The organism is Vibrio quintilis (assembly GCF_024529975.1).
Taxonomy (GTDB): domain Bacteria; phylum Pseudomonadota; class Gammaproteobacteria; order Enterobacterales; family Vibrionaceae; genus Vibrio; species Vibrio quintilis.
In genome coordinates this window covers 751,877-765,462 of record NZ_AP024897.1, presented here as the reverse complement: position 1 = coordinate 765,462, position 13,586 = coordinate 751,877, and the positions used below count along the sequence as shown (strand labels likewise).

Sequence of the window (13,586 nt, the reverse complement as noted above, 5' to 3'; positions counted from 1 at the left end):
AAAGATTCCAAATTGACATCATATAAATCTTCAGACATAAATTAGTTAACAGTAGCATAAGGAAGCAATACATTTTGGACGACATATCGACAGGTGTTTTATTTACACTACTTGCATGTCTCATCATTATCTCAGGATATTTTTCAGGTTCAGAAACCGGCATGATGGCACTGAACCGTTATCGCCTGAAACATCTGGCTAATACCGGACACCGTGGTGCCAAGAGAGTAGAAAAGCTGCTAAGCCGTCCTGATCGGTTGATAGGACTGATTCTCATCGGAAACAACCTGGTCAACATTCTGGCTTCTGCTATTGCAACTATTCTGGGTATGCGACTGGGTGGAAATCTCGGGGTAGCGATCGGCACAGGTGTTTTAACACTTGTTATCCTTGTGTTTGCTGAAGTGACACCTAAAACACTGGCTGCGCTGTATCCGGAAAAAATTTCTTATGCAAGCAGCATTGTATTAAGTATTTTGATGAAACTGTTATCGCCAGTCGTCGTTTTCGTTAATTTGATAACGAATGGCTTCATCCGGCTACTGGGAGTTTCTCCCAAACATTCCAGTGAAGATAATCTGAGCTCAGAAGAACTAAGAACGGTTGTAAATGAAGCCGGCGGGCTGATTCCCAAACGCCACCAGGACATGTTGATTTCAATTCTGGATCTGGAACACGTGACTGTGAATGACATCATGGTGCCCCGCAATGAAATCACCGGAATCAATATCAACGATGACTGGAAATCTATCGTCCGTCAGCTCACACATTCACCACATGGCCGTGTCGTCCTTTACAGAGATAATATTGATGAAGTCGTGGGTATCTTAAAACTTCGCGACCCATTCCGCCTGATGCTGGATAAAAACGAATTCAATAAAGAAATGCTTCTCAGAGCCGCGGATGAAGTCTATTTCATCCCGGAATCAACACCATTAAACGTACAGTTGCTTAAATTCCAGAGAAATAAAGAACGAATCGGACTGATTGTCGATGAGTATGGGGATATTAACGGGCTGGTGACATTAGAAGACATTCTGGAAGAAATCGTTGGTGAATTCACGACATCGATTTCTCCCAGCCTTGCTGAAGAAATCACACCGCAGAACGATGGCAGTTTCTTAATTGAGGGAAGTGCAAATATCAGAGATATTAACAAAAGTCTGAAGTGGAAATTACCTACGGATGGCCCCAGAACATTAAACGGTCTGATACTTGAACACCTGGAGGATATACCTCAAACAAAGCTAAGTATCCGGGTTGCCCAGCATGCGATGGAAATCATGGAAACAGAAGAAAACAGGATCAAACTTGTCAAAGTGTTTCCGGGAAAACAGAAAAAATAGAGATAAAAAGAGCTTGTGTGAGTCACAAGCTCTTTTTTTATATCAACTGATCTTCAAATCTTTCAGTAATGACTCAGGCAAAGCCAGATCATCATTTTTATTAACCGAAATACCTGCATCAATAATTTTCCGGGCAATTTCTTTAGCTTCATCCAAAGAATGCATAGCAGCCGTTCCGCACTGATAAACATTAAGTTCCGGTATCTTACTTTGATCTTCAACTGTCAAAACATCTTTCATTGAACTCAACCATGCTTCAGCAACAAGTGCTTCAGCGGGCGTACCAATCAGGCTCATATAAAACCCGGTTCGGCATCCCATCGGAGAAATATCAATGATTTCAATATCGGGTCCATTCAAATGAGCCCGCATAAAGCCAGCATAAAGGTGTTCCAGTGTATGAATCCCTCTCTCTGATAAAATATCCTGATTCGGGATCGTAAAACGAAGATCAAATACCGTGATTGTATCCCCTTTCGGTGTCGTCATTGTCTTCGCAACCCGGACAGCTGGCGCGTTCATTTTGGTGTGATCAACCGTAAAACTATCTAATAGTGGCATTATCTCTTTTCTCCATGGCCGGCTAGAAAAACCAGCTCCGATTATTTTCCAGCTCCTGACGACATTGCTTCAGTTGCCAGCCATAATCTTTGGCTTGCTTCTCAACCCGACGGGCTATACGTTTTAAAGATGGATTCTGGCTATATGTTTTTCTGGCAAAACCACCACGACCTTCATGGTAGGCTAAATACTGATTGTAAGTGTCCCACATCGACAGGCCTAACTGCTTATTTGTTTCCCGCGTGTACCAGCCAATAAACATCATCGAGTCTGCAAAATCAGTCCGGCTGCCACCATGATGCGTGGCTTTTTGAAAATCTTCCCAGGCCGGATCCTGAGCCTGAGCGTAGCCGTAGGCACTACTTACCCGACCAAATGGGATAAAGCCCAACAAATAATCCTTTGGAGGAAGTGCATCATGGCGGAAGGAGCTTTCCTGTTTAACAAAAGCCATAGCAACCTGAACAGGCGTCCCCCACTGTTTTTCCATATCGACAGCATCTTCATACCACGATGGCTTCTCACGGAAAATCTCACACAGATTACTTACCTGAGATGGGGGAGACGTCGCACAACCCAATAATACAAGTGAAGCAGTTAATTGCAATAAAACTCTATACGGAAATTTCATGTGCTTTCAAATATGAAAAATATTGTTCCAGAAAATCGTCAAAGCTTTTCTCATCATCTTCTTCTGTTTGTTTTTGACTTAAAACAGAACGTGCAGCTTCCTCGCTCATTTGCTGCTCAGTATAAAACGAATATGGATGTACAAGATGTTCCTGACGATATTTTTCTCCCAGATAACGTCCGGTTTCGCCTAATCCTCCGGACTCACGGATAAGGTGTAGCAGCTGGCCGGATAAAGTTAATTCCGGTTGATTAATCCAGCCAGATAACTCCTGACAAACGGAACGATATGCGTTTCCGCCAAGTTGAGAATCAATCATATCAGCAATCAACTCCAACTCTTTAAAGACACGTAAAGCCCATTGTTGCAGGGTTAATACTTCACCATGACAACCAATTTGTAATTCTAAACCAGGTTTGCGGCCTTCCAGAATGACTTTTTTCCAGTTATCCCGCCAACATTCCAGCTCACATCCATCCATAAATTCCGACCCGGATAAAGCAGCCCAGGTTAAGAATAAGTCCAGAAAGCGAACCTGAGTTTCATTTACACCAACCGGGCTATAAGGATTCACATCCAGAGAGCGGACCTCAATATATTCAATACCACCTCTGGCCAGTGCTTCAGAGGGCTTCTCACCACTATGGGCAACACGCTTGGGACGAACAGGCGCATATAACTCATTTTCTATCTGTAATATATTACTGTTTAACTGCCGGTAATCATCACCGACCTTAACCCCCATCCGGGAAAACTCTTCAGAAGGCGTCCTGATAGCCTGATTTAATCCGGCTAAATACTGCTCAAGAGTATTAAAACCAATTTTTAAACTACTTTGCGCGTTATTTGTATACCCCAAATCACTTAAGCGTAGAGATGTGGCATGAGGCAAGTACAGGGTTTTCCCAATATTTTCAAAAGGAAGTTTAGTTTCCCTGCCTTTAATAAAACACGAACTAATCGCCGGGGAAGCTCCGAACAGATAAGGAATTAACCACCCAAAACGATAATAGTTCCTGATGACTCCCATATAAGCAGACGTACGTGATTCGCACCGTTCTTTTTCTGATTGTTTACCAAAAAGTGCATCCCAGAAATCCTCAGAAAATGAAAAGTTAAAATGTACCCCGGAAATCACCTGCATCAGGCTACCATAGCGACGCTTTAGACCCTGCCGGTAAAGTGTCTTCATCCGGCCAATATTAGATGAACCATACTGAGCTATCTGAATATCTTCTTCATTGCTGATATAACAGGGCATAGACATCGGCCAAAGCCCTTCATTTCCCAGATTACTCTGAGCAAACCGATGAATATCGGACAGCTGGGAAAATAAGGCAGGCAGACTCTGACTGACTGGTGTAATAAACTCCAGGAGTGACTCACTGAAATCAGTGGTAATCAACGGGTTTGTCAGTGCCGAACCAAGAGCTTTCGGGTGTGTAGTCAAAGCAATATAGCCATCTTGTGTATATCGAAGTGTTTCTCGTTCAATACCACGGTTAAACTGCTTGAGTACTTCTGGTTGTTGAGCAATTAACTCAAGTCGCTTGGCAAAATTAGTCAAAATATTTTCACTTCTTTTGTAAAAGCCGCACATTTACCTGAATATAAAATACCTTGACCAGATGCGTATGCGACCATTTCACGGGCTGTAATCTATTTATGTGTACTTTAGTGGATGATTTCAAGCTCCTCCACCGGCAGATTGAGTTTTTCCAGCTGCGGTTTCAATTGCTTCATATCACCGACTACAATAATCTGATAATCGTCCGGATTAAACCATTTTTTAGCCAGTCGGTTCAAAACACTGCGTTTGACATCAGAAATCATCCGGTTCCTCTGCTGGAGGTAATCGTTGTCCAGGCTATACGTCATAATCCCTGCAATCAAATCAGCTTTTTGCGAAGGCGTCTCATACGCAAGAGCTTCCTGCTGACCTACAGCGAGACGCATAAACTTCATCTCTTGCTCTGAAAGTCCCTCTTTTCCAAATTGCTTCAGCTCTTTTCGGATTTCCTTAATTGCACCGACAGTTGCATCTCTGCGCACCGGAGCTGAAAAAATAATCGCTCCGGTTTCCCGGTTGCCGGAAACATACCCATGCATACCATAGGTATAACCTTTGTTTTCACGCAGATTCTGATTCATCCGGCTGTTAAAATTCCCAGCCAGATTAAAATTGGTCAATTGCATTAAAAACTGTTCGCCCGTCGCATCAAATGGCATCCCCTGACGAACAAAACGGACAATACTTTGGGACGCGCCCGGCTTATCAACGAGATAAATCTTCTGAGCTCCATCAGATGAAACAAACTGAGGATCCAGTAATGGGGCAACATCACCTTTCCAGTGAGATAAGAAAGAAAGAGACTTCACCGCCTCCCGTTCAGAAATATCGCCAACCACCACAACCTGAGCACCATGAGGTGTGTAATGATGATGATAAAAATTGCGGACATCTTCTAATGTTAAACCAGAGATAGAAGACTGTGTACCATCAGAAACACGGGAGAAAACTGAATGGCCAAATAAGACCTGACGGGTTGCCTGTGATGCGAGCCAGCTCAGTTTTTGATGCTGATAAATGGTTCCCTGAATCATCTGATTCTTCAGACGATTAAAATCACTTTTCGCAAACCTGGGGTGCAAGAGCACGTCATCAACAATTGCAAGTGTCGGTTCCAGGTTTTTCGATAATGCAGAAATAGAGATACTTGTGGTATAGCTCCCCGCAGACACAGAAAGTGTCGATCCGAGCTTATCGAGTTCTGATAAAATTGATTCTGATGAATGATTGGTGGTTCCTTCTTCCATCAAAGAAGCCGTTAATTCAGCCAGCCCTTCTTTACCGGTTTCGACATACCGGTTCCCGGCGGGGAATCTGATGGTAATCAGTACTGTCGGGGTTTCATCCGTTTCAGTCCCCATCACTTCAATACCATTATCAAAATAGCTGCTGTACAACTGAGGAAGCTTAGCGTTGACCGGAGAAGCAACTGCTGGCATCACGGAACGATCAAAATTATCTTTAACCTGACGATACTGAAGATCCTCTTCAGATATTTTATGATGAACAGCGCTCTGATGTTCCGGAGCATTAAAGCTTGCCCGCTGAACAGCCAGCCGTTTTTTCCCGTGCGGAACAACACTTAGCGTCACTTTATGATGATTTAAAATATACCGGGAAAGCACATCATGAATTGATTGCGGAGAAACCGCTTCAATATTTTGAATTTCCTCCTGCATCCGATCCGGCTGCCGGAAAAAGGTTTGATTTGCAGCCAGTTGACTAACTTTTCCATCTACACTTTGTAAGGCAAAAATCGCATCAGCTTTAGACATTCCTTTAATCTCATCTAAACGCTCAGACACAACCCCATCGTGGCCTAATTTTTCAGCGATACTCAGCATATCGTCATACAGTGCATGCAGGCTGTTTTTGCCTTCGCTACCACTGATTGCATACATATAAAATGTACAGGAAAGCTCGCCACATCTTTGAAAAGCACCAGCACTAACAGCTTTTTGTGTTTTTACCAGCCCCTGATACAAAAGGCTATTTGAGCCCTTGCCAAGTACCTGTGCCAGCACATCCAGAGAAGTCTGGCTCTTAGCTCCCAGATATTCTGTTGGCCAGCCGATCACAACCATCGGCTGTTGTATTCTGTCTTCCATGGTGACAAAACGATCGCTCTTCAATGTAACCGGTCTTTTCTTTGGCATGTCAACTGCCGGTCCTGACGGAATAGAGCCAAAATACTTTTGAATCCAGGCCAATGTCTGCGTTTCATTCAAATCTCCACCGATCGTCAGGACTGCATTGTTAGGCCCGTACCATCTCAGGAAAAATGCTTTGAGATCATTCACATCAACAGGATCTAAATCTTTCACATAACCGATTGTTTGCCATGAGTAAGGATGGTCAGCAGGGAACATCGCTTCCCCCATTTTTTCCCAAATCAACCCATATGGCCGGTTGTCATAATTTTGTGCCCGTTCATTTTTGACGGTATCCCGCTGAATCTCAAACTTACGCTGAGAGATAGCATCAAGTAAAAAGCCCATACGGTCAGACTCAAGCCATAGAACCTTTTCAAGCTGATTGGCAGGGACTGTCTCGTAATAATTGGTTCGATCTCTGTTCGTCGAGCCATTCATCGAACCACCAGCTTCAGTAATTAACCGCGAGTGTTCCTGATCTCCGACATGCTTTGACCCCTGAAACATCATATGTTCAAAAAAGTGAGCAAACCCCGTTCTGCCGGGAACTTCTCTTGCTGAACCGACATGATAAGTGATATCGACATGTACCAGTGGATCGGAATGATCCGGAGAAAGAATCACTGTTAAGCCATTTTTCAACCGGTATTTGGAATAAGGAATTGAAACTTTCCCGGGGTGTTCATATTGAGTTTCAAGCCATTGAACACCATCAGGGAGTATGACATCACCGGCATTGTGATGTATTTGAGTACAGCCGGAAACAACAACCAAACAGAGAAGGCAGAACCATAGCTTTCTCATTGCACAATTCCTCTTAGAAAAAACCATAAAACAGAGTGGTCAAAATGATATATCGAACAGTTTTTCCAATCACAATACAAACTAGTGACAAAAAAAACTTCATACGAAGCCAGCCTGCGGCAACACAGAGCGCATCCCCGATGACAGGCATCCAACTAAATAAAAGCGTCCAGTATCCGTATTTGTTTAACCAGACTAAAGACTTATGACCATACTTACTTGTCTGAGTTCGGTTTGGAACCCAAATACCAAGGCAGTAATTCGCTATCCCTCCTAACGAATTACCTGATGTCGCAAGAAAAACAATCAATACCGGGGAATACTGTTGCAAAGATAATGTTGCAACCAATGCCGCTTCAGAACTGCCGGGAAGCAGTGTAGCACTGAGGAAACTACTCAAAAATAAGGCCCAGAGTGGCATGTCCGAAAAAGAAAAATGAATCCCGGAAAAAGCAGACTCAACAAGACTTAGCATTGCATATCTAACAACACTTTACCTCTGGTGTGGCCAGATTCAATCTGACGATGCGCTTCTTTTACTTCACTCATTGGGTAGACATGTTGAATTTCAACTTTCAGCAACCCGACACCAACCATATATAACATGGTTTCAAGTTGTTCAGGTTCAGGGTCAACTAACATGCCCATGGCATTAAAGCCTAATAGCTTTGCTTTTTCACAAATCAACTCAGCAGTCACTGTTGGCACAGTGATAACGGTTGCATCATCTTTCAGACACTTCAACGCGTCCAGCGCAGCATCACCTCCGATTAAGTCAATCAATACATCAACTTCTTCCAGTCGTTCGGAGACTGGTGCAAATTCATAGTTAATCGCGTGAGCGCCCAGTGTCGCCAGATAATCCAGGTTATCACCACGGCAGCTTGTATAAACTTCAGCTTTGGCTGCAACCGCAATTTGTACAGCAAGGTGTCCAACACCACCGGCACCAGCCAGAATCAACACCCGGTCACCTTCCTTCACTTCAGCTTTGTTTAAAGCTTGTGCGGCAGTTTGTCCGGCCAAAGGCAGAACAGCGGCCGCTTCCAAAGTGACTGAAGAAGGAACAAGACTCAACTCACTTTCCGGCACACAAAGATACTGACTGTATCCTCCCCCTCTTACAGGAAAACCAACAAATCCGGCGACTAAATCTCCATCCTCAAACTGACTGGTTCCCTGACCACAACGGACAATTTTTCCGGAAATATCATATCCGGGAACCCAGGGGAGATTATCTTTGTTTTGTGCTGCCGCCCAACCCAAACCAGATCGGGTTTTCACGTCAATAGGATTCACTCCGGCAAAGGCCACTTTAACTAACACTTCTCCCGCTTGCGGCTCCGGGATCTGAGTTGATTGAATGGTTAACACGTCTGCATCACCAAAGCGAGGTATCGCTATTTGTTTGTTTTCCATTTCAAAGTACCTTTACTTATATCGTCGTAAATAAAAAAGGAATGACAAAGCATTCCTTTGAATATATATCATTTTATCATTTTCAGTGAAACCTTAGGGACTTAATCTCAGGAAATTACCCCACTAAGGCCAGTAAAATGCCAGCCGCAACCGCAGATCCTAATACACCAGCCACATTAGGGCCCATCGCATGCATCAACAAAAAGTTATGTGGATTTTCCTCCAGACCAACTTTATTGACTACACGAGCCGCCATCGGTACAGCAGACACACCTGCCGCTCCAATTAACGGATTAATATCCTCTTTGAACAATTTATTTAAAGCTTTGGCCATAAGAACGCCACCTGCCGTTCCGATACTGAAAGCCACTGCGCCCAGAAGCAGAATACCCAATGTTTCCAGATTTAAAAACTTGTCTGCCTGAAGTTTTGAACCGACCCCTAAACCCAGAAAAATAGTCACGATGTTAATCAATTCATTCTGAGCTGTTTTTGATAAGCGCTCAACAACCCCAACTTCTCTGATCAGATTACCGAAGCAAAACATTCCAACCAAAGGCGTAGCCGATGGTAGAAAAAGAATCGTCATCACCAGCACTAACATTGGAAAAAAGATCTTTTCCAGTTTCCCGACATGGCGTAGCTGAGCCATTTTAATCTGACGCTCAGAAGGCGTCGTCAACGCCCGCATAATAGGTGGCTGAATGATCGGAACCAATGCCATATAACTATAAGCAGCCACGGCAATTGCCCCAAGTAAATCAGGAGACAGCCGGCTGGCAAGAAATATTGCTGTTGGTCCATCTGCGCCACCAATTATCGCAATGGAAGAAGCATCCGCCATTGAAAATTGCATACCAGGAACCAGATTTAACAAAATAGCGCCGAGCAGGGTTGCAAAGATGCCTAACTGAGCAGCGGCCCCAAGCCACAAAGTTTTGGGATTGGCGATGAGCGCCCCAAAGTCTGTCAGCGCCCCGACCCCCATGAAAATGAGCAACGGAAACACCCCGGATTCAATTCCCACATGATATACGTAATACAACAACCCGCCAGACTCAGTAAATCCGGCATTTGGGATATTGGATAAAATGGCGCCAAAACCAATAGGCAGCAAAAGTAAGGGCTCAAAACCTTTTGCTACCGCGAGAAACAGCAGAACACAACCAACCAAAATCATACAAATCTGACCAATTTCAAAATTTGCAATTCCGGTTTCCGCCCACAAAGTCAATAATCCGTCCATGATCATTCCTTACACAGTTGTGAGCAAAAGTGAACCTGTAGAGACCGAATCACCCTCTCTTACTAAAATTTCATGGACGGTACCGCTTTGAGCTGCCCGGACTTCTGTTTCCATTTTCATGGCTTCTAACACCATCAAAACATCACCTTCATCCACGCTCTGACCAACTCCGACACACAACTTAAAAATCGTTCCGGAAAGCGGTGATTTTACTTCAGCACTTTGTACGGGGTCAGAAGCACCAGTTGTCTGAACTGCCGGAGTTTCAGCATCTCCCGCTGGCTTTATTGCCGTCAGCTGACCTTGAGGGCCGACTTCAACATCATAGATTTGTCCGTCAACTTTGACGCTATAAGTTTCAATAACCCCACTTGGTGCAGCGGATACAGATTTTGCATTATCCTGTTCTTTGTCCGCAACCGGAACGGGTTCAAACGCATCTGGATTATTGCGGTTTTTAAGAAATTTAAGGCCAACCTGAGGAAATAAGGCATAAGTCAGAACATCATCAATCTGCTCAGTTGCCAGCTCAATATTTTCAGTACGGGACTTACTGATCAATTCTTCTGTCAGTGTTTCCAGCTCTGCTGCCAGCAAATCAGCCGGACGACATGAAATCGGTTTCTCTCCCTCTTCAAGCACTCTTTCCTGAAGTTCAGTATTAACTTCTGCTGGCGTTGCCCCATATTCTCCTCTTAAGACACCAGCGGTTTCTTTTGTGACAGACTTATAACGCTCTCCCATCAACACGTTAATAACTGCCTGAGTACCAACAATCTGCGAGGTAGGTGTGACCAATGGAATATAACCCAAATCTTTTCTGACTCTGGGGATTTCTTCCAGTACCTCATCCAAACGTTCAACTGCCCCCTGATCTTTGAGCTGCCCTTCCATATTTGTCAGCATTCCTCCCGGAACCTGAGCAATTAATATCCTGGAATCAACGCCTTTCAATTGTCCTTCCCACTTCGCATATTTTTTCCGGACATCGCGAAAATAAGCGGCAATAGGTTCAACCTGTGACAAAGATAATCCCGTATCCCGCTCTGTTCCTTCAAGCATCGCAATCATCGTCTCTGTCGGGGTATGTCCATAGGTCTGGCTCATCGAAGAAATCGCTGTATCCATCATATCAATACCAGCTTCAACTGCTTTGATTGCAGTTGCCGTTGATAGCCCTGTGGTCGCATGGCAATGAAGCGCTAAAGGAACATCGCAGGAGGATTTGATCCGCCGGATTAAAACTTCGGCATCATAAGGTTTCAACAAACCAGACATATCTTTAATACAAATAGAATGACAACCTGAGTCTTCTAAGCGTTTTGCCAGGTCAACCCACATGTCAATGTTATGGACCGGACTTGTTGTGTAAGAAAGGGTTCCCTGAGCATGTGCACCTACGTCAATCACACTCTTCACGGCTTGTTTGAAATTGCGGACATCATTCATCGCATCAAAAATACGAAAAACATCCATACCATTTTTATGTGCTCTTTCTACAAACTTCGTGACAACATCATCCGCATAATGGCGATAACCGAGCAGGTTTTGTCCTCTCAACAACATTTGCATTGGTGTTTTAGGCATCGCCTTTTTTAAGGTTCTCAAGCGCTCCCAGGGGTCTTCTCCCAGAAAACGAATACATGCGTCAAAGGTTGCGCCGCCCCAGGTCTCTAGAGACCAATAGCCAACATCATCCAAAGCAGCCGCTATTGGCAACATATCATCAATACGCATTCGGGTGGCGAATAATGATTGATGGGCATCCCGGAGGACCACATCGGTCAACGCTAGTGAATTAGACATGAAATACTCCTTATTATTATAACTTTGAATGAGTTGTCGATGAGCGGTATTGATGAACAGCAGCAGAAATGGCAGCAATCACCTGAGGCTTAGGCTTGGATGCTGTTGATCTTGAGGAACCCTCTTTCCCAACTGTAGAGTCTGGTGGTAACTCTGGCGTTTCCTCAGGAAGAATTTTGGACATTAATGTTACGGCTAAAACCATTAAGGTAAGAAATAAAAAGACGACCACCATCCCGGTTACCATTAAGGTTGAGGCTTTAATCAGTAAACTCCCTACGTGATTCATCACACCTTCTCCCTGTCATAGAAAAATTTCAGCGGACAAATAACCGATCAATGATTCTCAATCTTTTATGTGTCTCGCTTTTCTCACATCAATAAAAATATTGGATATCTGTTAAACTTTTTATAAGCCACTCTAATGCAAAACATTTAGCATCTGAGATTTACAAGCCATAGTATTGATTAAAAAGCATTCAAATACTGAGAGGAAGGTACGAAAATAATCACCCGGAGAATGAGTTAAATACAAATAGAAGAAAATAGCGTGAGGACGTCACGAAGTAGCGCGGGCAGATGAACTGAAACACAAAAGCTTAAAAAATCCACCGACACTGGCGAAAGATTTATCGGAAACAACAGGAAAGATATAAACAAAGAATGGCGCGCTCGGAAGGATTCGAACCTTCGACCGCCTGGTTCGTAGCCAGGTACTCTATCCAGCTGAGCTACGAGCGCGCATTTATATGATGTATGTGAAAAAATAATGGCGGTGAGGGAGGGATTCGAACCCTCGATACGGCTACAAACCGTATACTCCCTTAGCAGGGGAGCGCCTTCAGCCTCTCGGCCACCTCACCAACTGGCGCGCTCGGAAGGATTCGAACCTTCGACCGCCTGGTTCGTAGCCAGGTACTCTATCCAGCTGAGCTACGAGCGCGCATTTATTTCTTCAATTGTGCTTATTCTGAATTGAATGGCGCGTCCGGAAGGATTCGAACCTTCGACCGCCTGGTTCGTAGCCAGGTACTCTATCCAGCTGAGCTACGGACGCGTACTATTCAATTAATGGCGCGCTCGGAAGGATTCGAACCTTCGACCGCCTGGTTCGTAGCCAGGTACTCTATCCAGCTGAGCTACGAGCGCGCTTTCATGTGATTTTATACACAATAACAATGGCGGTGAGGGAGGGATTCGAACCCTCGATACAGCTACAAACCGTATACTCCCTTAGCAGGGGAGCGCCTTCAGCCTCTCGGCCACCTCACCGTCTTGCGGAGGCACATATTACGATTTACCAAAAATATGTCAAACATTTTCTTGGAAAAATCTGTAAAAAACAAACTGAATGTTGTCTATTTAATCAAAACGAAACAAAAAGATATTTTTTAGTGACCTGGATAGATAAAGGCTAACAATGAAGTTAGCCTGCAGATATTAGTAACCTGTAGGTGAACTTGGGTTACCATTTCCCTTTTCGGACTGTATACGCATGTATATTTCTTCACGATGGACTGATACTTCTTTCGGAGCATTGACACCAATTCGCACTTGGTTACCTTTTACACCGAGTACAGTTACTGTGACTTCATCACCTATCATTAGCGTTTCGCCCACACGGCGAGTCAAAATTAGCATTCTTGGCTCCTTGAGTAATCTCTGATTTACCTTGTATCTCAATAATTATCTTACAAAAAATATTTTCAGGTAAACAATCTAATGAAAATCAATCTCTAAATATTGGACAGAAAATCAATCCTTAAAAATTGTATATCTGATTATGACTAATCAGATACCGAATGAGTTCAGATTAATTACTGAAATTTATTACTACGAATTCTATCTTTAAACACTAGTATCAATATTGCGCCAACACCCTGTTTTGACAGTCAAACTTTTTATAATGTATTTTTGATCACACTCTACATATATCACGAACCGGATAATACAGAAAAATTTGATGTATGTTAAAAGTAACAATGTTGGTAAACAAAACTTTAAATCTTATTTATGATAAAAATCGCAAAATCTGAAGCTCAATGGTTCA

General features: G+C 43.6%; 11 protein-coding genes and 6 tRNA genes. 1 reads left to right on the top strand and 16 read right to left on the bottom strand.

From position 1 onward, the window contains the following. Positions 1-74: 74 nt before the first annotated feature. Entirely contained in the window at positions 75-1,346 is a 1,272-nt protein-coding gene (locus OC443_RS03750; protein WP_073580245.1) for an HlyC/CorC family transporter, read from the top strand. 42 nt (positions 1,347-1,388) lie between these two features. Here the strand turns inward: OC443_RS03750 and luxS are convergent, their stop codons facing one another. The 16 genes from luxS to csrA form a co-directional block, all read right to left on the bottom strand. Further along, the gene (gene luxS, locus OC443_RS03745; protein ID WP_073580247.1) at positions 1,389-1,907 is read right to left on the bottom strand and encodes an S-ribosylhomocysteine lyase; all 519 of its coding nucleotides are present in this window, start codon (positions 1,905-1,907) and stop codon (positions 1,389-1,391) included. Positions 1,908-1,929: 22 nt separating this feature from the next. Beyond that, the gene (locus OC443_RS03740) at positions 1,930-2,538 is read right to left on the bottom strand and encodes a transglycosylase SLT domain-containing protein (protein ID WP_073580249.1); all 609 of its coding nucleotides are present in this window, start codon (positions 2,536-2,538) and stop codon (positions 1,930-1,932) included. After that, entirely contained in the window at positions 2,522-4,105 is a 1,584-nt protein-coding gene (gene gshA, locus OC443_RS03735; RefSeq protein WP_073580351.1) for a glutamate--cysteine ligase, read from the bottom strand. Before gshA ends, OC443_RS03740 begins: the two co-directional genes overlap by 17 nt. 107 nt (positions 4,106-4,212) lie before the next feature. Further along, positions 4,213-7,065 carry a M16 family metallopeptidase gene (locus OC443_RS03730; RefSeq protein WP_073580251.1) on the bottom strand — a complete coding sequence of 951 codons (2,853 nt, stop codon included), beginning with the start codon at positions 7,063-7,065 and terminating at the stop codon, positions 4,213-4,215. A 13-nt stretch (positions 7,066-7,078) separates the two neighbouring features. Beyond that, the gene (locus tag OC443_RS03725; protein ID WP_073580253.1) at positions 7,079-7,540 is read right to left on the bottom strand and encodes a YqaA family protein; all 462 of its coding nucleotides are present in this window, start codon (positions 7,538-7,540) and stop codon (positions 7,079-7,081) included. After that, positions 7,534-8,484, bottom strand: coding sequence for an NADP-dependent oxidoreductase (locus tag OC443_RS03720; RefSeq protein ID WP_073580255.1), 951 nt, complete (start codon positions 8,482-8,484; stop codon positions 7,534-7,536). The genes OC443_RS03725 and OC443_RS03720 overlap by 7 nt, the downstream gene beginning before the upstream one ends. A gap of 115 nt (positions 8,485-8,599) precedes the next feature. Continuing rightward, positions 8,600-9,730, bottom strand: a complete 1,131-nt coding sequence (locus tag OC443_RS03715) for a sodium ion-translocating decarboxylase subunit beta (protein ID WP_073580257.1) — start codon at positions 9,728-9,730, stop codon at positions 8,600-8,602. A 9-nt stretch (positions 9,731-9,739) separates the two neighbouring features. Then, entirely contained in the window at positions 9,740-11,536 is a 1,797-nt protein-coding gene (gene oadA, locus OC443_RS03710) for a sodium-extruding oxaloacetate decarboxylase subunit alpha (protein WP_073580259.1), read from the bottom strand. A gap of 16 nt (positions 11,537-11,552) precedes the next feature. After that, positions 11,553-11,825: an oxaloacetate decarboxylase subunit gamma gene (locus OC443_RS03705; RefSeq protein WP_073580261.1), complete on the bottom strand. Its 273-nt coding sequence runs from the start codon at positions 11,823-11,825 to the stop codon at positions 11,553-11,555. Positions 11,826-12,200: 375 nt separating this feature from the next. Next, positions 12,201-12,277 (bottom strand) — tRNA-Arg (locus OC443_RS03700). Between the two features lie 29 nt (positions 12,278-12,306). Continuing rightward, a tRNA-Ser gene (locus OC443_RS03695) sits at positions 12,307-12,399 on the bottom strand. Positions 12,400-12,402: 3 nt separating this feature from the next. After that, positions 12,403-12,479 (bottom strand) — tRNA-Arg (locus OC443_RS03690). A gap of 37 nt (positions 12,480-12,516) precedes the next feature. Then, a tRNA-Arg gene (locus tag OC443_RS03685) sits at positions 12,517-12,593 on the bottom strand. 15 nt (positions 12,594-12,608) lie between these two features. Continuing rightward, positions 12,609-12,685 (bottom strand) — tRNA-Arg (locus OC443_RS03680). Between the two features lie 30 nt (positions 12,686-12,715). Beyond that, positions 12,716-12,808 (bottom strand) — tRNA-Ser (locus OC443_RS03675). 168 nt (positions 12,809-12,976) lie between these two features. Continuing rightward, a complete protein-coding gene (csrA, locus tag OC443_RS03670) occupies positions 12,977-13,177 on the bottom strand; it encodes a carbon storage regulator CsrA (protein ID WP_073580263.1) in 201 nt (66 codons plus the stop codon). Positions 13,178-13,586 lie beyond the last annotated feature (409 nt).